Annotated in this window: 19 protein-coding genes; 6 read left to right on the forward strand and 13 right to left on the reverse strand. The window is 30.3% G+C overall.

Features of this window, described 5'->3' with window-relative positions:
- Positions 1–72 precede the first annotated feature (72 nt).
- The 6 genes from KPL50_RS03355 to KPL50_RS03380 all read left to right on the forward strand — a co-directional run bounded on the left by KPL50_RS03355 (position 73) and on the right by KPL50_RS03380 (position 7921).
- Positions 73–1209 carry an SLC13 family permease gene (locus KPL50_RS03355; protein WP_216297029.1) on the forward strand — a complete coding sequence of 379 codons (1137 nt, stop codon included), beginning with the start codon at positions 73–75 and terminating at the stop codon, positions 1207–1209.
- 224 nt (positions 1210–1433) lie between these two features.
- A complete protein-coding gene (locus KPL50_RS03360; RefSeq protein WP_216297205.1) occupies positions 1434–2060 on the forward strand; it encodes a TrkA C-terminal domain-containing protein in 627 nt (208 codons plus the stop codon).
- A gap of 273 nt (positions 2061–2333) precedes the next feature.
- The gene (locus KPL50_RS03365; RefSeq protein WP_216297030.1) at positions 2334–3467 is read left to right on the forward strand and encodes an ABC transporter ATP-binding protein; all 1134 of its coding nucleotides are present in this window, start codon (positions 2334–2336) and stop codon (positions 3465–3467) included.
- The gene (locus KPL50_RS03370; RefSeq protein WP_216297031.1) at positions 3460–5037 is read left to right on the forward strand and encodes a glycine betaine ABC transporter substrate-binding protein; all 1578 of its coding nucleotides are present in this window, start codon (positions 3460–3462) and stop codon (positions 5035–5037) included. Before KPL50_RS03365 ends, KPL50_RS03370 begins: the two co-directional genes overlap by 8 nt.
- A gap of 180 nt (positions 5038–5217) precedes the next feature.
- Entirely contained in the window at positions 5218–6354 is a 1137-nt protein-coding gene (locus KPL50_RS03375; protein WP_216297032.1) for an ABC transporter ATP-binding protein, read from the forward strand.
- The gene (locus tag KPL50_RS03380; protein WP_253200428.1) at positions 6347–7921 is read left to right on the forward strand and encodes a glycine betaine ABC transporter substrate-binding protein; all 1575 of its coding nucleotides are present in this window, start codon (positions 6347–6349) and stop codon (positions 7919–7921) included. Before KPL50_RS03375 ends, KPL50_RS03380 begins: the two co-directional genes overlap by 8 nt.
- 157 nt (positions 7922–8078) lie before the next feature.
- On the opposite strand, the gene KPL50_RS03385 is transcribed toward KPL50_RS03380, so the two are convergent.
- The 13 genes from KPL50_RS03385 to KPL50_RS03445 all read right to left on the reverse strand — a co-directional run bounded on the left by KPL50_RS03385 (position 8079) and on the right by KPL50_RS03445 (position 21749).
- Positions 8079–9128: an LCP family protein gene (locus tag KPL50_RS03385; protein WP_216297033.1), complete on the reverse strand. Its 1050-nt coding sequence runs from the start codon at positions 9126–9128 to the stop codon at positions 8079–8081.
- 244 nt (positions 9129–9372) lie between these two features.
- Positions 9373–10041: a CpsD/CapB family tyrosine-protein kinase gene (locus KPL50_RS03390; RefSeq protein WP_216297034.1), complete on the reverse strand. Its 669-nt coding sequence runs from the start codon at positions 10039–10041 to the stop codon at positions 9373–9375.
- On the reverse strand, positions 10035–10727 hold the full coding sequence (locus tag KPL50_RS03395; protein WP_216297035.1) for a YveK family protein: 693 nt from the start codon (positions 10725–10727) through the stop codon (positions 10035–10037). The genes KPL50_RS03390 and KPL50_RS03395 overlap by 7 nt, the downstream gene beginning before the upstream one ends.
- A 181-nt stretch (positions 10728–10908) precedes the next feature.
- On the reverse strand, positions 10909–12444 hold the full coding sequence (locus KPL50_RS03400) for a right-handed parallel beta-helix repeat-containing protein (RefSeq protein ID WP_216297036.1): 1536 nt from the start codon (positions 12442–12444) through the stop codon (positions 10909–10911).
- 112 nt (positions 12445–12556) lie between these two features.
- A complete protein-coding gene (locus tag KPL50_RS03405; RefSeq protein ID WP_216297037.1) occupies positions 12557–13684 on the reverse strand; it encodes a glycosyltransferase in 1128 nt (375 codons plus the stop codon).
- Between the two features lie 26 nt (positions 13685–13710).
- Positions 13711–14208 (reverse strand): PssE/Cps14G family polysaccharide biosynthesis glycosyltransferase, encoded by a 498-nt coding sequence (pssE, locus tag KPL50_RS03410; protein WP_216297038.1) that lies wholly within the window; start codon positions 14206–14208, stop codon positions 13711–13713.
- Positions 14205–14654: a PssD/Cps14F family polysaccharide biosynthesis glycosyltransferase gene (pssD, locus tag KPL50_RS03415; protein ID WP_216297039.1), complete on the reverse strand. Its 450-nt coding sequence runs from the start codon at positions 14652–14654 to the stop codon at positions 14205–14207. The genes pssE and pssD overlap by 4 nt, the downstream gene beginning before the upstream one ends.
- A 3-nt stretch (positions 14655–14657) precedes the next feature.
- On the reverse strand, positions 14658–15488 hold the full coding sequence (locus KPL50_RS03420; protein WP_216297040.1) for a glycosyltransferase family 2 protein: 831 nt from the start codon (positions 15486–15488) through the stop codon (positions 14658–14660).
- A 15-nt stretch (positions 15489–15503) separates the two neighbouring features.
- Positions 15504–16751: a hypothetical protein gene (locus KPL50_RS03425; protein ID WP_216297041.1), complete on the reverse strand. Its 1248-nt coding sequence runs from the start codon at positions 16749–16751 to the stop codon at positions 15504–15506.
- Between the two features lie 24 nt (positions 16752–16775).
- A complete protein-coding gene (locus KPL50_RS03430; RefSeq protein WP_253200429.1) occupies positions 16776–17942 on the reverse strand; it encodes a hypothetical protein in 1167 nt (388 codons plus the stop codon).
- A 95-nt stretch (positions 17943–18037) separates the two neighbouring features.
- Entirely contained in the window at positions 18038–19504 is a 1467-nt protein-coding gene (locus tag KPL50_RS03435) for an oligosaccharide flippase family protein (protein ID WP_216297042.1), read from the reverse strand.
- Between the two features lie 50 nt (positions 19505–19554).
- Positions 19555–20598 (reverse strand): glycosyltransferase, encoded by a 1044-nt coding sequence (locus tag KPL50_RS03440; protein ID WP_216297043.1) that lies wholly within the window; start codon positions 20596–20598, stop codon positions 19555–19557.
- The gene (locus tag KPL50_RS03445) at positions 20595–21749 is read right to left on the reverse strand and encodes a sugar-transfer associated ATP-grasp domain-containing protein (RefSeq protein WP_216297044.1); all 1155 of its coding nucleotides are present in this window, start codon (positions 21747–21749) and stop codon (positions 20595–20597) included. Before KPL50_RS03445 ends, KPL50_RS03440 begins: the two co-directional genes overlap by 4 nt.

The raw sequence follows: 21749 nt of genomic DNA on the forward strand, positions 1-21749 counted from the left end.
AATGGATTTCAACACTAAAAGATGCTATACTATTCTAGTTTGAAATATTGAATATAAAGTGAGTGATAAAAAATGTTAAATACGATATCTCTTAAGCATAACACAACGCACATAGTAAATGCATTAAAAAATGAAGTAGTTTTTTCCATATCCTTAACATTGGCCATTATCACTTCGTTTTTTTCATTTCCGAAAATAGGATATATTGATTTTAAAGTATTATTTACCTTGTTTAATCTCATGATAGTTGTAGGTGCTTTTAAACACATGAAAATATTGGACAAAATAGCTGTAGGTCTACTTACTAAATTCAATAATTCTAGAAAAATTTCATTTATTTTAATATTCCTTACTTTTTTTAGTTCTATGCTTATAACTAACGACGTAGCTCTAATAACTTTTGTCCCCTTAGCCCTTATAGTAAGTAAAAGAGCCCACTTAAGTCCCATGAAGTTAGTTGTCTTTCAAACACTAGCTGCTAATATTGGTAGTAGCCTTACCCCTATGGGGAGTCCACAAAATCTATTTGTTTTTTCTTATTATAAACTAACAGCCTTTGGATTTTTAGAAGTAATGCTCCCCTTTGCAATTCTGGGTGCTATTTGGCTTTTCATCTTAAATTTAACAGAAAAAAACAGAAAACTTGATTTTGATCTAGACAAGGTAATTATTGAAAATAGCTTGCCAGTGCTGATTTTTTTCGCTTTGTTCTTATTTATATTATTATCCGTTTTTAATATTATAAATTATAAATTAGCCACTATAATTACAATTTTAATAGTTTTACTATTAAATAAAAAGTTATTAGTAAAAGTAGATTATAGTTTACTACTTACCTTTATTTGTTTTTTTATTTTTATCGGTAACTTGTCAAGTTTACCTTTTATAGAGCACTATGCCAAAGGTGTTTTGCAAGATAAAACTACAACTTATTTTTCTTCAATTATATTAAGTCAAATTATTAGCAACGTTCCCTGTTCAATACTACTCGCCAACTTCACCTCAAACTGGAGAGAGCTCTTATTGGGGGTTAATATAGGTGGCCTTGGAACACTCATCGCATCTTTAGCTAGTGTTATTTCCTATAAACTCTACGTAAATGAATGTAGCCACAAGGAAAAAAATAAATACCTTAGTTGTTTTACATTTTACAATATAATAAGTTTATTTCTATTTACCTTTATAAATTACTTTATTTTTATATTTTAATGTTAAACTAACTATAATAAATCTCTTCCATTATATGCTTTTATAACTCTACTTAGTTTTTCTTACAAATCTCGGCTTAAACTTGCCACTTGCCACGTGGGTGGCACCGTTTTCTTGTTTACAATATGGTCATTATACCCTATACTTAATTTGAAAAACTTATTATATATTTGAAGGGGGTGAATTTATCAAAAGTTTAAATTTCACTTTTGATAAAAACAAGAATGCAAAATAACTCTACTTTAAAGCCTGTATATCAAAAAATAGCTATAGATATTGCTAATAGAATAGTATCTGGGGATCTTTCAATAGGTGATAAGCTACATGGGCGTTCTTCACTTGCAAGTAAATATAATGTGTCACCAGAAACTGTAAGAAGATCTATAAGTCTTTTAAGTGACATGGATATAGTGAAAGTAACAAAAGGCAGCGGGATTGTTATAAACTCAGTAGATAATTGTTTGCAGTTTATAGATAAATTTAAAGATATAGATTCTATAACTTCTATTAAAAAAAATATTGTGGATTTGCTTGAAAAGAAAAAAGAGTTGGATAAAAATATAGAACATTCTATTGAAGAACTAGTAGATTATTCTAGCAGATTTAAAAATAGCAACCCATTCATACCTTTTGAGTTTGAAATACACTCTAACATGAGTATAATAGATAAAACTATATCTCAAGTTAAATTTTGGCAAAATACAGGCGCAACTATAATTGGTATAAGGCGAGATGATGAATTAATACTTTCTCCTGGACCAAAAACAGTATTTAAAGATAATGATATATTTATAGTGATTTGTAGCGAAAATAGTTATTATAGAATTAAAGACTTTCTTAAAGAAAGCTAAAAATTTAAATGTGCCTTAACCCTTACCTCACAGATATTTGATAATGTGATGTAAGGGCTTTTTTTATAAATATCACTATAGAAAAAGGAGAATTAGTTGTTCTTATCACTTTATTTTTATTCAAATCTAAAATATTCAACAAATTATAAAAAAATATTATAATATACCTTAATAAGGGAATAATAAATTCCACATAATAATACATTCTTTACAAAGTAACAACTCAATGTTATGCTTAAGTTGTTACTTTGCAATAATTAAGGAGGCCATACATTGATCCAATTTAAAAATGTAAACAAAAGCATAAATGGTAAAGTTATATTAAAAGATATAAATATTACTATAGAGAAAGGACAATTAGTCGTTTTTATCGGACCTAGTGGTTGTGGAAAAACTACTACATTAAAAATGATTAATAAATTACTAACTCCAACTTCTGGCGAGATTTTAATTGATGAGGAAAAAATCGGAGAGAAAAATACTATAAAGCTTAGACGTAACATGGGTTACGTAATACAACAAGCCGGACTTCTTCCCCATTTAACTATAGGTGAAAATATTGGCTTAATAGCATCTATTGAAAAAATGCCAAAGGATAAAATAGAGGCTAAGGTCCATGAATTATTAAATCTAGTAGGACTAGATCCTGATGATTATATGAATAAATACCCTAAGCAGCTTAGTGGAGGCCAACAACAAAGAGTAGGTGTGGCAAGGGCTCTTGTAATGGATCCTGATGTAATACTCATGGATGAACCTTTTAGTGCACTAGACCCTATAACAAAAACCCAACTTCAAGATGAGATATTTAATATACAACAAAATTTCAAGAAAACTATAATATTTGTAACTCATGATATGGATGAGGCCCTAAAACTCGGTGATAAAATCTGTATCCTTGATGCTGGAAGCGTAGTTCAATTTGATACTCCAGAGGAAATATTGAAAAATCCTATTAATGACTTTGTACGGGACTTTGTAGGTAAAAACAGAATATGGAATCAGCCTGAACTAATTAAGGCAAAAGATATTATGATAGAAATGCCTATTAAATCAGTTGGTGAGCGAACAATTTTGCAAGCAATTGAGATAATGAAATCTAGTCATGTGGATAGTTTACTTGTGGTAGATAAAGCTAACCTTTTATGTGGACTTGTAACCTTAAAACAAATTAGATCAAATCCAGATAAAACTAAAAAGCTTAAAGATATAATGGAAAAGGATCTTTTAACAGTAAATAACGAAGATTCTATAATTGATATATTAGAAATGATAAAGAGTGAAAATATAAGCTTTGTACCTGTAATAGATGAAAACTCAAAACTGTCAGGGCTAATTACCAAGAGCAGCCTTTTATCTATCTTAAGTAACCAGTTTATAGATGAGGAGGTAGACGATAATGAGTAGTATAAATTCTTTTATAAAATTCGTAATAGAGAGAAAGTCTGAAATTTTAAATTTATTAATGCAACATATCCAACTAACTATATTTTCAATTTTAATTGCTATTGCAATTGCTATACCCCTTGGGATACTTATAGTTAGATATAGAAAGCTTGCGGCCCCTATTATTGGGTTTACGAATATAGTTCAATCTATACCAAGTTTAGCATTGCTAGGATTTTTAATTCCTATACTTGGAATTGGAAGTAAACCAGCAATTATTATGGTAGTTATGTATTCTCTTCTACCTATTGTAAAAAGCACATATACAGGACTCACTAATATAGATCCTTCACTTATTGAAGCAGCCAAGGGTATGGGACTTACTGAAACACAGGTACTTCTCAAAGTTAGGTTCCCACTAGCTATGCCAATAATAATGTCAGGTGTTAGAATATCTTCAGTTACAGCAGTAGGACTTATGACCATAGCCGCTTTCATAGGCGCTGGCGGTCTGGGATATTTAGTGTTTTCTGGTGTTTCAACTGTTAATAATAATATGATACTCGCTGGAGCTATTCCTGCTTGTTTCCTTGCTATTTTTCTAGACATAATTATAGGTAAGGTAGAAAATATAGTAATTCCTATTGGAATAAGAACTACTCCTGTTAAACCACGAAAAGCTAATTCTATTTTTAACAACAAAAAATTTAAACTTGGAGCCTTGATACTCGCACTTTTACTGGTCATATCCTCAGTAGCCTTCAGTTTTATTAAATCTAAAGATACTATTGTGGTAGGCTCTAAAAACTTTAATGAACAATTATTGCTTGGAGATATGGTAGCCTCTTTAATAGAAAGTAAAACCAATATTAAAGTTGAAAGAAAATTAAATTTAGGAGGCACTGCAGTAGTATTTAGTGCTATGCAATCAAAAAATGTAGATATATATGTAGAATATACTGGAACCGGACTTGTAAATATACTTAAAAAAACCACTATGACGGATCCAACTAAAGTTTATAATGTGATGAAAACTGATTTTGCTAAAAATTATGACATGGAAGTAATGAATCCCTTAGGATTTAACAACACTTATGTAATTGCAGTAAAACAAGATTTTGCTAAGAAAAATAATTTAAAGGCTATTTCTGATTTAGCAAAAATAAGTCCTACATTAAATGCGGGAGTTACTATGGAATTTGCAAATAGGCCAGATGGTTTCCCTGGAGTTCAAAAATCATATGGTTTAAATTTCAAAAGTGTAAAAGGTATAGATGGTGGACTTAGGTATACGGCTCTTGAAAAAGGTGAAACCCAGGTTTTAGATGCCTTTGCTACAGATGGGTTACTTAAAAAATTCAATCTTCAGCTTTTAAAAGATGATAAGAATTTTTTCCCACCTTACTATGCAGTTCCTGTAATAAGAGCAGAAACCTTAAAGAAATATCCTGAGCTTAAAGAAATATTACTGTCTTTAGAAAATAAAATTGATGATAAAACCATGAGAGAGCTCAACTATAGAGTAGACAATGGAGAACAATCGAGAAAAGTTGCAGAAGACTTTTTAAAGTCAATAAACTTGATGAAATAAATTAAAAGAGCGTGATATACTAGCAAATTAGTATATCACGCTCCTTTTAAGCCTCTTAGAGGACTTTACGGTGCCTCACTGGAAATTTACTCCTTATTGGTATAAACATGCATTCTTTACAAAGTAACAACTTGATGATATACTTAAGTTGTTACTTTTAGTAATTAAGGAGGCTATATTTTGATTGAGTTTAAACATGTAAATAAAAGCATAAACGGCAAGGTTATATTAAAGGATATAAATATCACTATAGAAAAAGGACAATTAGTTGTTTTTATCGGACCTAGTGGTTGTGGAAAAACTACAACACTAAAAATGATAAATAAATTACTAACTCCAACTTCTGGTGAAATTCTAATAGATGGGGATAAAATTGGAGATAAAAATACTATAAAGCTTAGACGTAACATGGGCTATGTTATACAACAAGCAGGGCTCCTTCCTCACTTAACTATAGGTGAAAACATTGGGCTAATAGCATCTATAGAAAAGATGCCAAAGGATAAAATAGAGAAGAAAGTTCTTGAATTATTAAATTTAGTAGGACTAGCTCCTGAGGATTATCTCAGTAAATACCCTAAGCAGCTTAGTGGTGGCCAACAGCAAAGAGTTGGAGTGGCAAGGGCTCTTGTAATGGACCCTGATGTAATATTAATGGACGAGCCCTTTAGTGCACTAGACCCAATAACTAAAACACAACTTCAAGATGAGATATTCAATATACAACAAAACTTCAAGAAAACCATAATATTTGTAACTCATGATATGGATGAGGCACTAAAACTTGGAGATAAAATTTGTATCCTAGATGCTGGATCAGTAGTTCAATTTGATACTCCAGAGGAACTATTAAAAAACCCTATTAATGACTTTGTACGAGACTTTGTAGGTAAAAACAGAATATGGAATCAGCCTGAACTAATTAAGGCAAAAGATATTATGATAGAAATGCCTATAAAATCAGTTGGAGAACGAACGATTTTGCAAGCAATTGAAATAATGAAGTCTAGTCATGTAGATAGCTTGCTTGTGGTAGATAAAGCTAACCTTTTATGTGGACTTGTTACCTTAAAACAAATTAGGAAAAATCCAGATAAAACTAAAATGCTTAAGGATATAATGATAAAAGATATTATAACGGTAAATAACGAAGATTCTATAATTGATGTATTAGAAATCATAAAGAAAGAAGACATAAGCTTTGTTCCAGTACTCGATGATAACTTAAAGCTATCAGGGCTTATTACCAAGAGCAGCCTTTTATCTATATTAAGTAATCAATTTATAGATGATGAGGAGGTAGATGACAATGAATAGTATAACTGCTTTTATAAAATTCGTCGTAGAGAGAAAAGATGAAATATCAAATTTACTTATGCAACATATTCAACTAACTATATTTTCAATTTTAATGTCTGTAATAATTGCAATACCCTTAGCAATACTTATAGTTAGATTTAGAAAATTTGCAGCTCCAGTCATTGGTTTTACAAATATAGTACAATCTATACCTAGTTTAGCACTTTTGGGATTTTTAATACCGGTAGTTGGTATCGGCAGTAAGCCCGCAATTATTATGGTAGTTATGTATTCTCTTCTACCTATTGTAAAAAACACCTATACTGGACTCACTAACATAAGCCCTGCACTTATTGAAGCTTCAGATGGTATGGGACTTACCCAAACTCAGGTACTTCTAAAAGTTCGTTTCCCACTAGCTATGCCTATCATAATGTCAGGTGTTAGAGTGTCCTCAGTTACAGCAGTAGGCCTTATGACCATAGCCGCATTTATAGGTGCTGGTGGTCTTGGATACTTAGTGTTCTCTGGTGTTTCAACTGTTAATAATAATATGATTCTAGCTGGAGCTATTCCTGCTTGTTTACTTGCTGTCATTCTAGATTTCATTTTAGGCAAGGTAGAAAACATAGTAGTTCCAGAAGGCATAAGAACTACGACTAAAGTCAGAAAAACTAATAAATTATTTAAGAACAAAAAATTTAAAATTGGAGCTTCAGTATTAGCTCTTATACTGATAATATCATCAGTAGCTTTAAGTTTTAATAAAAGTAAAAATACAATAGTTATAGGCTCTAAAAATTACAATGAACAAATAATACTTGGAAATATGGTAGCCTCACTAATAGAAAATAAGACCAAATATAAAGTAGAAAGAAAGTTTAATTTAGGAGGAACTGCTGTAATATTTAATGCTATGAAATCTAAAAATTTAGATTGTTATGTTGAATATACTGGAACAGCGCTTATAACTATCCTAAAAAAACCTTCTATGAGCGATCCAGCTAAAGTTTATGATATAGTAAAATCGGATTTTGCTAAAAATTATGGTATAGAGTTTATGAAACCCATAGGTTTTAATAACGCATATATAATAGCAGTAAACAAAGAGCTTGCTAAAAAAAATAATTTGAAGACTGTTTCTGATTTAGCAAAAATAAGTCCAACACTAAATGCTGGGTTTACTATGGAATTTACAAATAGATCAGACGGTTATCCTGGGCTTCAAAAAAAATATAATCTAAACTTTAAAAGTGTAAAAGGTATAGATGGCGGACTTAGATATACTGCACTTGATAAAAATGAAACCCAAGTTCTAGATGCAAACTCTACGGATGGATTATTACAGAAATTCGATCTTTCACTATTAAAAGATGATAAGAATTTCTTCCCGCCTTACAATCCAGTTCCTATAGTTCGCGCAGATTCATTGAAAAAATTCCCCGAATTAAAGGGATTATTACTACAACTCGAGGGAAAAGTCAGCGATGAAGAAATGCAAAAGCTGAATTTAAAAGCAGATAATGGAGAGGATCCTAAAACAGTTGCAGAAGACTTTTTAAGATCAAAAAATTTAATAGATTAAATTAGAAAAAGCGAGATATGTTTTAATACCATATCTCGCTTTTCGGAAATGTAGCTAGATTTGTGTAAACAACTCTAGCTACATTTCCTACTCTACAATATTAGTAGCTGACTAGCATTGTTTATTATCTAACTTGCCACTTGCCACGTGGGTGGCACTACTTTGGCTTTATGTCCTCGTAAATAAATTTATGGAGTTGCTCTGCCGTAGCCTCTAAATCAGTAACCAAATACCACACTCCATCCATCGTTTTACCTTTGCAGTATCCATCAATTGGAAATCTCTCCTTCTCCAAGGTGGTAATATTAGAGGTAAACACTTTTGTGCCAAGCTTTATTATGTCTATACTATTAATGCTTGTTTCTGTATATGGTAGAAGCTTAGAAACAACAGATGGGAATTTCGTTATCCCTAGGGACTGAATTTTTTTAAGCATAGCGGATAATACCGTCCTTTGCCTTTCGGTTCTCACAAAATCCCCACCGGCAGTATAACGTATTCGTGAATATGCTACAGCTTGTAGTCCGCTTAGAGTCTGGGGTCCCGATTTTGTAACCTGAGGCACCGATTTTTTTTCAATATTAGCAACTTCAGTCATATAGCTGTTTATTAAGCTAATTTCATCTGCCTGAACATCTATAATTACTCCTCCCATTACATCTATTATCTTTTCTAAATTAAAAAAATCAACGCTGGCATAAGCTTTAATATCTAAATTGAAATTCTCATTAAGAGTTCTTATGGCAAGTTGTGGCCCCCCGTATGCATAGGCATGGTTAATCTTTGTGTCACCATGATTCTTAATTGCTACATAAGTATCTCTCATAATAGAAGATATTTTTATTTTCTTGTGCACCGTATCTATAGAAACTATCATTATGGCATCTGAACGACTTGGCTCATTTGCAGCTCTTCTATCCACACCGAAAAAGGCAATATTTATTATTTCAGTGCCCACTTCTTCTTTTAAAGGAACTTCTTGTTTTAAAGGGACATCTTGTATTATTGGTAATTCATTTTTTGATGTTACTTCTTGTTTTTGAGGTATTTTAGGCTTAATACCTAGCTCCTCATCGGTTTGTATTATTTTTGTAGTGTTTATTTTACTAAGTTTATAGAATGTGTAACTAATTGTTACGCTAACTGCTAGTACAACAATAATAAATACACCTAAAAATAGCTTCATCCATGGTTTTATTTTACTCATGTTTTCACCTTCTTCAATCTTTTATGTATATTTAAAAAGAGGAATATAGTCATAAAATAATACGCCCTTTATTATGTTATTCATTTGGTTATTACCTTATGACTATTTAATTAAAGAGGGTAGTGAAAATAGCATTAATGTTATTGAAATGGAAATATTTTAACGATTAAAAGACTACTAAGATATATTTAAATTAAATTTATCTTAGTAGTCTTTTCGTGAAATATGGTTACGCCTTTCAGATTTAAGAAGAACTGTAATAATTATTATAATGCCCCTTCGCCTTCTCTGGTATTTTATTGATTACAACGCCTAAAATCTTGCCACCAACCTTTTCAATATTTTCTTTTGCACTCAATAGTAGTTTTTTTTCCAATTTTCCGTAAGATGTAATGATAATCGTCCCCTGTGCTAAGGAAGATAGAATTTGCGCATCTGTGACGGATAAAATTGGTGGCGTATCAATCAATATAATATCGAAAGTTTCCGTTAATTCCTCTAAAATATCTTTCATTTTTGGGGTACCTAAAAGTTCTGATGGATTTGGAGGGATAGGTCCACTTGTTATTACATATAGATTGGGCACATTTGTCGTACTAATAATTTCTTCTATTTTTTTTCCTTGGGCCAATATATTTGTAAGCCCTTGCACGTTAGACAGTAAAAATTTTTTATGGATGGATGGCTTCCTAAGATCACAATCTACTACAACCACTCGTTTATCAATTTGGGCCATTGTAATTGCTAAATTAGAAATAATCGTACTTTTCCCCTCACAAGGTAAGCTAGAAGTAATAACAATAATTTTAACTTCATCTCCTAAAGATGAAAATTGTATGTTTGTCCTAAGCGTTCTATATTGTTCTGCTACTTGTGCTTTTAAATTCTTCAATGCTCTACCTTTGCTTAACATATCATCACATCCTTATTTTTTGTTTTAACTAAAGAAATGGTTCCTATGACATGCAGTCCAAAGATTTTTTCAACCTCTTCCTTGGTTTTTATTGTATTATCTAAATATTCTAGCGCAAAAACCAACCCAATAGAAAACATAAGTCCTAAAAAGCATGCCATAATGATATTACGGGCTTTATGTGGACTATCTGGCGTTGATGGTAATATAGCCTTGTCTATAAGCTTAACACTATCCACGCTCTTGACTTCAGCTCCGACCTCTTTTAATGATTTAGCAAATTGATTTGCAATATTCATTGCTTGGCTTGGGTCTCCAGATTTTACTGTAATGGTTAAAAACTCCGTTTCCTCATCAGCTTCAACAGATGTCATTAATAACAAGTCTGCGGGTTTCATAGGCTGAGCCTTTAGTTTCTCTATTACATCCTCTAAAACAATTCTTGATTTTGCAAGCTTGCTATACGTTTTAACCATTTTCTGATACATTAAGATATCATTGTAATCTTGTATAGTAGCATCATAACCATGATTTATATCACCAATTATAACGGAAATGTCTGCCTTGTATGTAGGTCTAATTACATAATAATTGAAAGCGCCAGTGGCCAAAGTTACAATTAAAGTTATGAGGAATATTAAAATAAATCGCTTTCTCAGAATATAAAAATAATCTTTAAATTCCATAGTTTCTCCTTTAATAAAATAATTCAACTTATACATTATTATGATATAAATTTTTATTTTATACCATTATTATTGGTAGTTTATATCAAAAAAAACACCCCTTAACTTCTGATTAATCTAATTCATAGTCTTTGATAGCCCGTACTAAAAAAGCAGAGAATTAAGCTCTGCTTTTCAACTATTATACTATTTTGTTACTATATATTGTGGCTTCCATATATTTTACAAATCCTGTTCCTTTGCTATTTATACTTTGAGGAACTACTGATACCTGGAATCTGCACTTATCTGCTGTTGCGGGTATTATTGTTTCTAAAATCATGGAAATATCCTCTTGATTAGATTTCAAAACATTTCCTGTTACTGTTGATATATAATTTGTTCCTTTTAAAAAAGATATTTGCACTTGCAAAACAACATTTCCTACTATTTTCCCTATGCAATAGAATCCTATCTTATCTCCAGCCTTGCAGATTATATCCTGATATAACACCATTTTCCCAATCAGAGTTCCTCCCATTATATCAAATCTTTGACATTGCTCTACAGCATCAAAACTTTTTGCACCTGTAATTCCAGTATCTTTAGAATAAATAAATCCATCCACTAAGCCGTCAGAGTTACTATCACTATTCATTTGTTCATAAGGTGAGATTATATTTTTCGTGTTTTTACTTATACCATTTATAGTAACCTTATTGCTAATAGGAATATAATTAAAGATGGGCTTCATAGGTTTAGTTGACGAATAATTAGGCATAACCCCATTCAAAATATTTCCTACAGAATTATTTATAATTTTTATGCCATATTTCATATTTCCAGCTAGACTACTTCTATTTGTCATTGTAAAATTATCTATCACACAATAATCGCAATGATCTAGTAAATAAGCTACTCCATTTACATTTTTAATTGCATTAGAATCAGATGCAAAAGTACTAACTAAAACATTAGAGGCACCATACAGTGTCAACCCATTTCTTCCATTTTCTTGTGCCTCACAATTGCTTAATTTTGTAGAAACAGAACTCTCATCCATATAAAAACCATCCCCAGCATCTACAGAATTAAGCATTCCATTATAAAAGCCTTTGCAGTTGGTATAAAAATTGTTACCACCCCGATTATGAAATCCATTTAAGCCATTGCCCCAGCAAACAGAATTAATAAAAAAATTATCTGAACCTATAACATAACTACCATCACCATCGCACCAATAAATATCTACATTATTAAATTTACCCCCTCTACACTCTTGGCTAAGATATACCCCATGATTTTTACTATTTCGTATTGCTAAATTTTCAAATAAATAATTCTGCTCATTGGTTTCCCATTGTCCGCCTATTGGATCAAAATGAATGATATCGTAGGGTGCAGTTTGGTTTAAATTATTCCCATCTACAACCATATTTACAATACCACATCTTTCTACATTTACATTCTCCAAGGTAATAAAATGGTTTCCTAGACTAGGTCTTGCCTTTAATACAGTTCCAAAGCCATCCCCCAGCAATATTACCCTAGATTTAATTTTCAGTGGATTAGATAAATAGGTTCCCTTTTGAAAAAATAGTGTCCCTCCAGTGGTCAAACTATTTATTGCATTTTGAATTGCAATTGTATCGTCAGTTGTTCCATCTCCCAGGGCTCCAAAGCTTTTTACAGATACATACCCATCTATTTGCAACGTGCTATTTAAATTTATACTCATACTACTCCCCCTAATTTAAAATAATACATTAAGTATTATTTTCTACTACATAATATTATCCAAAATAAAAATTGTTCATTTATGTAATAAGAGAGAATAAATTAAAAAAAGTTTACGTAATTATATTTTTCACATATTCATATCTTGAATGCCATGAATTACTTTTAGCAAAATCTATTAACCTTTCCTTATCATATTCATTTTCCAAATAATATTTTACACCATCTATAAACTCTTTATCATTTTCAGCTATATGGATCGGTGCATTTAAATTTGCTGTTTCTCTCATATTTGTGGAAACGACAGCTATTCCTGCACAGCAATATTCATATAATTTAATTGGACTTATGGCATTTGTAAGCTCGTTTTTTATAAAAGGAATGATAGCTACATCTCCATATTGTAAATATGCTGGAATGTCTTGATATGATTTTGCTCCTAAAATAAAGACATTGGGCATGCTACCCAGCTCTGATAAATCAATTTGCGGCTTTCCAATTAAATATATATCTGCCTCCACTTCAGAGGCAAGCTTTTTTACAAGTTTACTATCAAACCAATATTTTATTGCTCCAATATATACTATTCTTTTTCTAAATCCAGAATATTCTTTTGGACATTTATAACTTTTATTAAATCTCTCAAACTCCACACCATTATTCAATATATAAGGTGTTTTATTTCTTTTTAAAACCTTTTCCTCTAACAATTTAGAAGTAATAAAAATATGGTCTGCTGTATCAATTAATCTTTCTTCTATTTGAGCCACAGAACTCGGATACTCAGAAAATTTGGTGAAGTCATCTGCTATTCTATATATAAGTTTGTTGTACTTTACTACATTGGTTAACCAATACTGCTTTGGATTAGAGATCCACAGTACATCTACTTCATCAAATCCGATTTCTTTTAATATTTTATTTATATTAGGCCTAATAAGTTTATGCAGGTTAAAAACAATACTTGAGTTTCTATGAAACATATAATTCCCATATAGCCATAGTGAATAGGGCGCATACCCATATATATTTGGTGCTAATTCATGTTTTATAGGCTTTGACATATTTTTTTTAAATTTATAATCTTTTTTATCTTTAATATACACCAATTGATTAAAAGCATTAGACATCCATAATACTTCGTAACCTTCCTTAGCAAAACAATTTGCATAATGATAATTGCCAAGCTTGCTAGATTCATCATTATATTCAACAAAATCTGAAATTATAATTTTTTTCATACCCTCACCAACCTGAATTATTTATTTTAGTTTGAAAGTAGCCCATTACATATCTCTTCTATTTTTTCAATAAAACTATCAAGGTTACTACTATTTGATATGGCTATTTTACTTAAAGAATGATTATACTCTACTATGTTTTCTTCAATTTCCTCTATATCATAAACTGCAATAATTCTATTTTGGCTTTCCATTTTTTTAACAAATTTAATCTGATGTTCATCAACATGTTCCTTATACAATGGATTCCTTGGTACTACAATTGGAACTTTATTGTACTTCAATGGCAAAAATATGCTTCCTGGCCCACCATGGGTTATTATTATATTTGCACTCATTATATATTTTGTCATCTCCTCATAGGTAAGTAACTTTTTATAATCACAGTTAACAGGTAAATAATTAGAATATCCTATCTGCATAAAAACCTCTTCTTTGATTATATTTTTGCCTTTTAATTCATCAACTTTTTTTATTAACCTATTAAATTGCTGCTCATGGGTACCCACAGTAACAAATATCAAAATAATCCTCCCAAGTTTATTGCTTTTTCATAGAATTTTTTTTGCTCCTCCCATTGAACTATAAATTTGTCCGTTATTGGATATACTAATTTTCCCGTTAATGTAGGGATTTCAATTCTATCATAGACCTCAATATAAATTAATTTTGCTCCAAGAAGCTTACCTATATAAAAAAATGGAACAGCCACTGCTGCTCCTGAAGAAATAATAATATCTGGCCTCTCTTTTCTTAATATCATAATTGCTAAAAAAGTATTCTTTATTAAATTTATAATATTTCTATTAGTAGGAAAATAGCACCAATATGTTTGCTCTCCTTTCAAGGCTGATTGTGCATCTTCCTTGTTAAAAGTAACCCAAAACCGCTCATGCTTTTCCCACCATTTTTGCAATTGCATTAAATGAGTTAAATGCCCTCCACTAGAACCAACCATACATATTTTCATTTTCTACATCATCTCCCTATTTCTTTTATGCATGAGCTTCGTTTTCCATACTCTTTTTAAATGCTTTAAATAGGCCATAAATATAATAAAGTAATATAGTACAATGTTTATCTTCTTATCGCTATATATATTGTTTTTATATAATATTCTAAAGTTATCAAATTCATTTACTTTTAGTGCATTTAGATTTTCCGTTAATCCTCCTTCACCAAATTCAAATTTATATATTCTAGTTAGCGGAATAGCAAGTCTTGCCCCCCTATACTTTCTTGCTACCTCTAAAAATAATAAATGATCCTCTCCATAGTTTTTATTTTCTTTAAAACCCAATCCTTCTTCAAAAATATGTCTTCTTATAACCGTGGATGATAAATAAAAGAAAAATTTAAATAGCATTTTATAAAAATTTGCTTCCTCATATTCTTTATCTTGCTTATACCTAATTATTGGTTCTTCTCCCTTTTGGATGATATAATTTGTACTCACTATAAATATATCCTTGTTCTTTTCCAAAAAGTCTATTTGTATTTCTAATTTGTTTGGCTCAAAGCTATCATCTGAATCTAAAAAGGCAATATACTCTCCATTAGCAGCTTTTATTCCATTGTTTCTTGCTACGGATGGGCCTCTATTGGTTTGGTTTAAGCTTTTAATTCTTAGCTCCTTATTGTTAGAAATATAAAGCTTCACTATTTCCTCACTGTCATCTTTTGAACCATCGTTAACTACTATTATTTCATAATCTTTAAAGCTTTGATTCTTTACTGAGTTTAAAGCCCGTAAAATTGTATCACGGCTGTTGTAATATGGAATAACGACACTTACTTTGCACATACTTTTCTCCACTCCCTACAGACTTTTTTTGTGATTTGCCGTATTTTTAAACAAGAGTATTATAAAGCATAACTGAGCCATTGAATCCGAAAAATTTGCTATACCATTATTCCCATTAAGATACAAACTCAGTACAATAAAATTAATTAAAATATAATACGCTTTATTTTTTATAAAACAAATAATTGGGTTAAGTAAAATAACAAAATATATAATAACCACCCCAATTATTGAATAATCATAGGCTAACATAAGTAAGGGGTACTCAAAATTAATACCATATCCTAAAGATTTTGAAATTACTCTTGAATAGCCTCCACCCCCTCCAAATATCCAATTCGGCATTTCGGTATCACTATTTAACCATTTATTTAATAGCAAGTTCCTTCCAGTGCTAATATCACCACTTTTCATCCCTTCTAAATATCTCTGCATTAAATTTTCTTGAAACAAGGATGAATTAAATAGGATTACCGCCATCACAAAGAATAGTAAATAATACAGCCACTTATATTTTTTTATCTCACTACAAAATAGTATTAAAAATAGCCCAAGTAACATAGCGGTTTTACTACCGCTTAGTATCAAGCCTAGAATTGTAATCACAACAAGAAGATACTTATTCATTTTAGATTTGTAAAATTTAGAGCATATATTATTCAAACTAAAAAAACACAGAAAATAATTGGCATTAGTAAGTGGATGTCCAATAAAAGAATAAAATCTATATGTCCCCCCTGCTCTTTCAAATAATATTAAGTCAGCCATCTCTCCTTTAATTAAATACTTTGCCAATATATATTGAATTTGTCCGTGAGTTATATAATCAATGAGTCCTGAAAGGAGTAAAGTTATACATAACACATTATAAATATATAAAAACTTATCAAAGACTTTAAAGGATGTTTCTTCATCTAGCTTTATAGTAGAAAGAAATAGTGGCAGTATTAAAGAAGTAAGCATTAATGCGAAGTAAGCAACATTTTTACCTAGGTAATAATCATTTACCATAATCATTCCTGTAAAAACAAGTAATGTATATACATAGATTCTTTCGCATCTTAAATAATAGATATATTTAAACAATATGATTAGAGCACTAATACTATATAAAATATTTATTTGATTGACTTTGTTATTTGTAAATATTGTTCTTGTGGTTTCGTTTAAAATAAATATTACTATTCCAATAAAAACCAATGCTACATAGTCCTTTTCAAATTTAAAATAGTCACTATTACCTACTTCTTTAGATAGCTGCAAATTGTCTCATCTCCAAACATATATTTAACTTAATTCGTATTCTCCCTGTAAGAGAGGCACATTTACTATTCCAGCATTTATTTTTAAATAATTTCCATCTGGTGTTTTTAAAATAGACTTATTATTATCCACTATTTTTAATGTTATTTCATTCCTTTTTACCTGCTTTTCAATATTAAACTGGAAGGAAAATCTACTTTCATACCCTGGAATTAATTTAATAGCATCTTTTAAATACACATATTCTGTAAGTTCACTTCCAGTGCAATACCAAACGTTTTTTCCCTTTAAATAGTCAAAAATTCGCTTTAAGCTTAATTGATCATCAAAAATATTGGGTTTTTGCCTTTTTCCATCATCCCGCATTGGCGATATATGTTCTTGAATACTTACAACTAAATTATTCTCTAGCAAATAGCCTATCTCTTTTGTTCTTTTCTTGATTAAATATTTTCTAAGAATTCTTTTTAGCATGCCCTTAATGGTTTTTGTATCAGAATAAATGACACTATTAAACATTTCACCATTTATAGTGGTTGGGATATCAATGACATCATTGTCACCAAATTTTTTCACATCGAAATTTGTTATATTAGAGCTATCTTCGCCATAGATAAACTTATTAAAATATCCTTTTTTAGCAACATCTTTTGTATCTAAATTACAAAACCTACACCACCATGAAAAACCGGTTTTATCTATACTATTATCACTAAAACTATTTGAACTATATCCACAATATTTTCCGCCCTTAGGATACTCACCAAATACTTCCTTATAAACTTCTTTGCCATAGTTTACCGTTGATATTGCTTGTTCTAAATTACTAAACAATTCCCATTCTTGCGCAAAACCTTGAATGTTTTTCCCAACCTTCCCATGAGTTGTACCATGATATGCAATTTCAAACCTATCGTTTCTATGTATACTTCTAAAAAACTCTTTAGTTTCTTCATCGCAATTAATCATTTTGGAAATTGATTTTATTGCTGCGTTTTCAATCATCCCTACTCTTATTCCAACTGGGGTAAAAAAAGTTACTTTTACATCTGGATAATGCTTCAAGATTACTTCATTTAAAAATCGAAAGGAAGAATTTTCACTATTCCTGGCATATCCCCAGTCTTCTTCTAAATCAACTTCACCGCTGCCACTTCTATCCACCCATACATTTGCCAAATCATCAATCATAAGAAGCACTGGCGAATCTGCGTTATTATACCATTTACATATTTCAATATAAGATTTTATTATTAAAATACACCTCCCATGAAAAGTTCAACTTACTATTCATCATCTTTGCATCTTCCTTTCTTATTAAGCGGTAAATATTTTAGTAAATCCTCTTTTTTAATCAATTTAAGATATATACAACAAATCAAATAACTGCTTAATAAAATCATACCTATTAGCATTTCTGCTAAAGTTGGAATATTAAAAACAGACACTATATAATAGATTAAATACAAAACAAAAGTTATACCATATACTTTAAACACAACATCAAATTTATATTTTATATAATATAGTGGCATGGAAAACTTTAAATATATTAAATTCATTACTATATAGGATATTGCAGTTGCAAGCGCTGCTCCATACATCCCCATACTAGGAATCAGTAGTATATTTAATATAATATTTACTATGCCTGCCGCTATCATAACGAAACCATCTAAATAGGTCTTATTCTTAAGTTCTATTCCCAAAGAATAAAAAATAGACATTCCATATAAAAAATAAGAAATCACTACAAAAGGTACAATTTTATAAGCTACTATTGAATCCGCTGTACTAAGTAATAAAATCATTGTTTTACTATACATACAAATCCCTAACATTACAAAACATCCCATTACATGATATTTAATAAACATGGCATTAAACTTTTCTTCTGCATTCTTTTCTTTCCATATTTGTAGTTTGTATGGCGTGAATATTTGCCGAAAGGGACTGACAAATAAAGGTTCAATAAGCATTCCAAATTTATACCCAACTGAATAAATACCTGTTTCCCCAAAACTTCTATAATTTCTTAGAAAATATCTATCTGAAAGTGTTAGTACTGTAGAAGCCATGCAGGAAGGTATAAAGCCTGCCGAAAATTTAAGCATGTTTTTTAGCATCTTTAAATCCATTTCAAACCTATATTTGGAATCCTTAACAATCATGAGATAAATAAACATAAATATATTACTCAGTATATATCCTTCATAGACCCCTATAATTCCACGACTCCACAATACAACAAATACAATGGTGAACATTAAATTCAGTAAAAGATTTGCGAAGTTTAATGTGACAGTAATTCCCGCTCTATAATTTAAGGTATAGTCACACATAAGCAATATTACCAATTGGGAAATTATGCTTCTAAATACCACTAAAATTAAAACATAATGTGAATTCTCAAAGTTAAAAATGGAACTACAAACAACCTTGCCTAAAGTTAGTGCTAAAGTTATACTTACTAAGCTCATAATCATGGCAAAATTTAAAGCTGTATTTTTCAATTTTTCTCTTTCTGCATCCTCATAATCCCTATAAAATCTTATATAACCAGAATAAATAGCAACAATTGTAAAAGAAGAAATAAAATCAAGTACTGTATCAACCAACGCAAGTTGTCCATATCCAACCATTCCTAGTTCATTTACATAAATAGGTAATAAAATGAAAGATATGGCTTTAGACATTACTTGGCCTATAGCATAAATAACTCCTAGCTTTGCAAACTTATTTTCATTTGACATATAAATTTAGCTCCAATCTACCATCCAATCTAATTATATTATTTTGTAATCTATGTATTTATTATCCTATCGTATATATCTAAAATTTTTTTACTATTGTCTTCATACTGTATATCTTTTATCCTATTCTTATAAGAATTATAGTTATAAATTACATCCATGGTTTTGTTATATAAATCCTTTGAATCTCTTGATTTAAACACTATTGTTCCTTCTGGCCTCTCACATACATCACTGGCAATAGCAGGAATACTTTGCTGTATAGCTTCTGCTATGGACACCCCGTATCCGTCATAATTGGTGGGCCTAATAAATAAATCAGATTTTTTAATGATTGGCCATAATTCCATCTGTTCGTGTACAAACAAAAAATTATCTTCTATTATGTTTGTGTCAATACTCGTCATTAGTTTTCTGTAATACACATCATTGTCAACATGAGGAAGACAAAATACCATTCCTATATTAAGTCCTTTCTTTTTCAACCCTATTACTAAATCAATGCACATATCTATTCCATACAAATCAATATCGTTATGAAATTGTATGGAGGAGGCGTTGGCTGAAATAACGAAGTCTTTACTCTCTATAAAGTTAAGTATATACTCTGGTATATCTCCTTCCCCTTCTTTGAGAGGAAACAAAAATGCAGGGACCTCATATATTGGTTTAGTTACACCTGAACTTTCTAACTGCGCTGCATCACCGACTTTAACGCATATTATGGCATCAAAACTATTCAAGGCTTTAACCAATTTTCTCTTATTATTTTTTAATGTTTCTTTACAGTCCCCATGTACAGTGATTATTTTTTTTCTTTTGGCAAAGAATATTTTATTAAAAATGCTTATATATACTTTAGGTCTTATTCCGCATAAATTATAATGTATTATTTGTATATCTTTTCGAAATAAATATTTAAAGGGGACATATCTTAATCTTACCTGTAACACCTTTTCTTTATGTTTTTCTATTCTGTTTAAGTCCCATACCTCATTTTTCATTCCTAATAAATCCATATATTGTTTCATTCTTTTAATATATATTGATATACCGCCGATAGGTTCAGGATAGGGTCCAACTTGAACAATCATTTTGATTTTCTCCCCCTTTTTTTCCAATAAAAATTCACATTATCTATGGAAAACAACTCCTTTAAGCCACCTAATGATGATTGATAATGATCTAATCCAAAATTCAGATTAGTTTCAATTGCCAATGGTCCACTCTCGCTCAATGCTATATCCCAGCCTAAATAAGTACACTGTGCCAGCTTACTAGCACTGTCCATTACAAAAGCTTTTATCTTCTTCCATTCTGGAATTTCATAATCTTTAAAAACAAAGCCTGTATCCGGATGCTTATAGAATTTTTCTCCATTTCTAGTAATAGCAATTTCTTGGATTCTACCTGTGGCAATTTCAATTCCTAGCGATAATCCATTTTGACAGCTGTTATCAACTTCATTACCATACTTACCCATTCTTAACGTTGCACAAATTATTCTAACCTTACCATTTTTGTTTTCTGTTGCTATCCTGAATGTGTTTACAGCGTTTGGATATATATCAGAAAGTCTTTTATCCTGACTCACTGCTAGTTGAAATATATAATCACAGTTACTACCAATTTTCATTATAAATTCTCTCGTTAATTCTTCCTGAGCTTTAGTCTTATAGCTTCCATCAGCTTTTCTATGGAAAACATATATCCCACTCCCACCTTCTCCATTAACAGGTTTTACAAAGATTTTGTTATATTTCTTAACTTCTAAATCTTTTATAAAATTATCTATAGATTGCTTTTTCATATATATATCATATAAATTGTTATTTATTAATTTATATATTGTTTCTGGTTGATTTATCTCTAAGCTTCTAAATACTTGTTCTGTTATGTTTTTTTCCTCAACCAGAGTTGTATACTTATTTGAATCATGATAAGCTAAAAATAATCGGTAGAAAAAAAATTCTGGAATATAATTAATTAATTCACTTTCTGATAATTGTACATCCCTTTCATATAAGTCATATCGGAAATAATGTAGTGGATAACACTTCCAATATTTTTTACATAAATTTATTTCACTTCTAATTTGCTTCAAGGGTTTTTTAGTAGTACATTTTTTATACCTATCCATAGAAATTGACATTCTTTCATAAGATTTTTTACATGTTAAACGATACTTTATTTCCTTTAGAACAAATCCCATATATGAATTTTCAAATTGATTAATTAGATCCAT

Source organism: Clostridium sp. CF012 (assembly GCF_018861755.1).
In the GTDB taxonomy this organism is placed as follows: domain Bacteria; phylum Bacillota; class Clostridia; order Clostridiales; family Clostridiaceae; genus Clostridium_AD.

Bases quoted from the DNA above. Each gene is read 5' to 3' on its own strand.
- KPL50_RS03355 (WP_216297029.1), top strand. From the start codon at position 73: ATGTTAAATACGATATCTCTTAAGCATAACACAACGCACATAGTAAAT.
- KPL50_RS03360 (WP_216297205.1), top strand. From the start codon at position 1,434: ATGCAAAATAACTCTACTTTAAAGCCTGTATATCAAAAAATAGCTATA.
- KPL50_RS03370 (WP_216297031.1), top strand. From the start codon at position 3,460: ATGAGTAGTATAAATTCTTTTATAAAATTCGTAATAGAGAGAAAGTCT.
- KPL50_RS03380 (WP_253200428.1), top strand. From the start codon at position 6,347: ATGAATAGTATAACTGCTTTTATAAAATTCGTCGTAGAGAGAAAAGAT.
- KPL50_RS03385 (WP_216297033.1), bottom strand. From the start codon at position 9,128: ATGAGTAAAATAAAACCATGGATGAAGCTATTTTTAGGTGTATTTATT.
- KPL50_RS03390 (WP_216297034.1), bottom strand. From the start codon at position 10,041: ATGTTAAGCAAAGGTAGAGCATTGAAGAATTTAAAAGCACAAGTAGCA.
- KPL50_RS03395 (WP_216297035.1), bottom strand. From the start codon at position 10,727: ATGGAATTTAAAGATTATTTTTATATTCTGAGAAAGCGATTTATTTTA.
- KPL50_RS03400 (WP_216297036.1), bottom strand. From the start codon at position 12,444: ATGAGTATAAATTTAAATAGCACGTTGCAAATAGATGGGTATGTATCT.
- KPL50_RS03405 (WP_216297037.1), bottom strand. From the start codon at position 13,684: ATGAAAAAAATTATAATTTCAGATTTTGTTGAATATAATGATGAATCT.
- pssD (WP_216297039.1), bottom strand. From the start codon at position 14,654: ATGAAAATATGTATGGTTGGTTCTAGTGGAGGGCATTTAACTCATTTA.
- KPL50_RS03420 (WP_216297040.1), bottom strand. From the start codon at position 15,488: ATGTGCAAAGTAAGTGTCGTTATTCCATATTACAACAGCCGTGATACA.
- KPL50_RS03430 (WP_253200429.1), bottom strand. From the start codon at position 17,942: ATGATTGATGATTTGGCAAATGTATGGGTGGATAGAAGTGGCAGCGGT.
- KPL50_RS03435 (WP_216297042.1), bottom strand. From the start codon at position 19,504: ATGTCAAATGAAAATAAGTTTGCAAAGCTAGGAGTTATTTATGCTATA.
- KPL50_RS03440 (WP_216297043.1), bottom strand. From the start codon at position 20,598: ATGATTGTTCAAGTTGGACCCTATCCTGAACCTATCGGCGGTATATCA.
- KPL50_RS03445 (WP_216297044.1), bottom strand. From the start codon at position 21,749: ATGGATCTAATTAATCAATTTGAAAATTCATATATGGGATTTGTTCTA.